At 50.7% G+C, this 1,135-nt stretch carries 1 protein-coding gene; it reads left to right on the plus strand.

Features of this window, described 5'->3' with window-relative positions; translation table 11 throughout:
* The first annotated feature begins 71 nt into the window (after positions 1–71).
* Positions 72–1,037: an IS5 family transposase gene (locus ACTQ3V_RS15590; RefSeq protein WP_441468289.1), complete on the plus strand. Its 966-nt coding sequence runs from the start codon at positions 72–74 to the stop codon at positions 1,035–1,037.
* Positions 1,038–1,135: the final 98 nt, after the last annotated feature.

Raw genomic sequence — 1,135 nt, forward strand, 5'->3', positions numbered from 1 at the left:
TAAGGCAACACCGCACAAAAAAGTAAGCGTGATACAGCCCGACATGATATAATAAAAACATGGATAAACAGATGACAATGTCTGCGCTTAGTGATGAACTGGCGCAGGTACGGACAAAGAAGAAAGAATTTCTTGCCCAGATCGAGCGGATCGTCCCGTGGAAGGAATGGCTTGCGCTGATTCAGCCGTGCTATTATAAAGGAGAGCGCGGCAACAAACCCTATCCGCTGGAGACCATGCTGCGGCTGTATCTGCTGCAAAATCTGTATGACCTGAGCGACGAAGCAACAGCGGCAGAAGCAATCGACAGCCGGGCGTTTTCGGATTTCTGTGGCGTTGATTCAAGTAATCAGGTGCCGAATGGAGATACCATTGGCCGTTTCCGAAACCTGCTGGTGAAAAACGGATTGCAGGAGAAGCTGTTCACGCAGGTCGTGGCTGCACTGACGGAACGGGGTCTTATCCTGAAAAAGGGAACGATTGTTGATTCCACCATCATTTCCGCGCCCTCCTCCACCAAGAACAAGGAGAAGAAACGGGATCCGGATGCACATCAGGTCAAGAAGGGCAACACATGGCACTTTGGCTATAAAGCGCATATCGGCGTAGATAAGGACAGCGGACTGGTCCACACAGTGGAGGCGACACCCGCCAATGTTCATGACGTGTCGCAGACTTCGTCACTGCTGACCGGTGAGGAAGAGGTCGTTTACGGTGACAGCGGCTATCTCGGCGCCGGCAAGCGTGAGGACGCAATCGTTCGGAATAAATCCGGCCACAAAATCAAATACAAAATCAACCGTCGTCCATCCCAGCTAAAGAAACTGAGTAAAAGCGGCCAGTACGCGGCCAAAAAAGCGGAACACGCAAAATCTTCTGTCCGTGCGAAGGTGGAGCACGTATTTGGTGTCGTCAAAAAACAACTGCGATTTCGGAAAACGAGATACCGAGGGCTCGAAAAGCAACGAGCCAAATTCAATATCATATTCGCGTTGGCGAATCTGCTTCTGGCTGACAGGCCCTGCCTGGCGGCTTGAATCGGTATGCCTTCTGCGAGAATTCTAAACACAAACCGTTCTGCTAAAAGCTATGTGCTGGTAGGACGGTTCTTTTTGCCTTATTATGCGGTGTTGCC

It is taken from the genome of Candidatus Agathobaculum pullicola, from assembly GCF_052117205.1.
GTDB lineage: Bacteria > Bacillota > Clostridia > Oscillospirales > Butyricicoccaceae > Agathobaculum > Agathobaculum pullicola.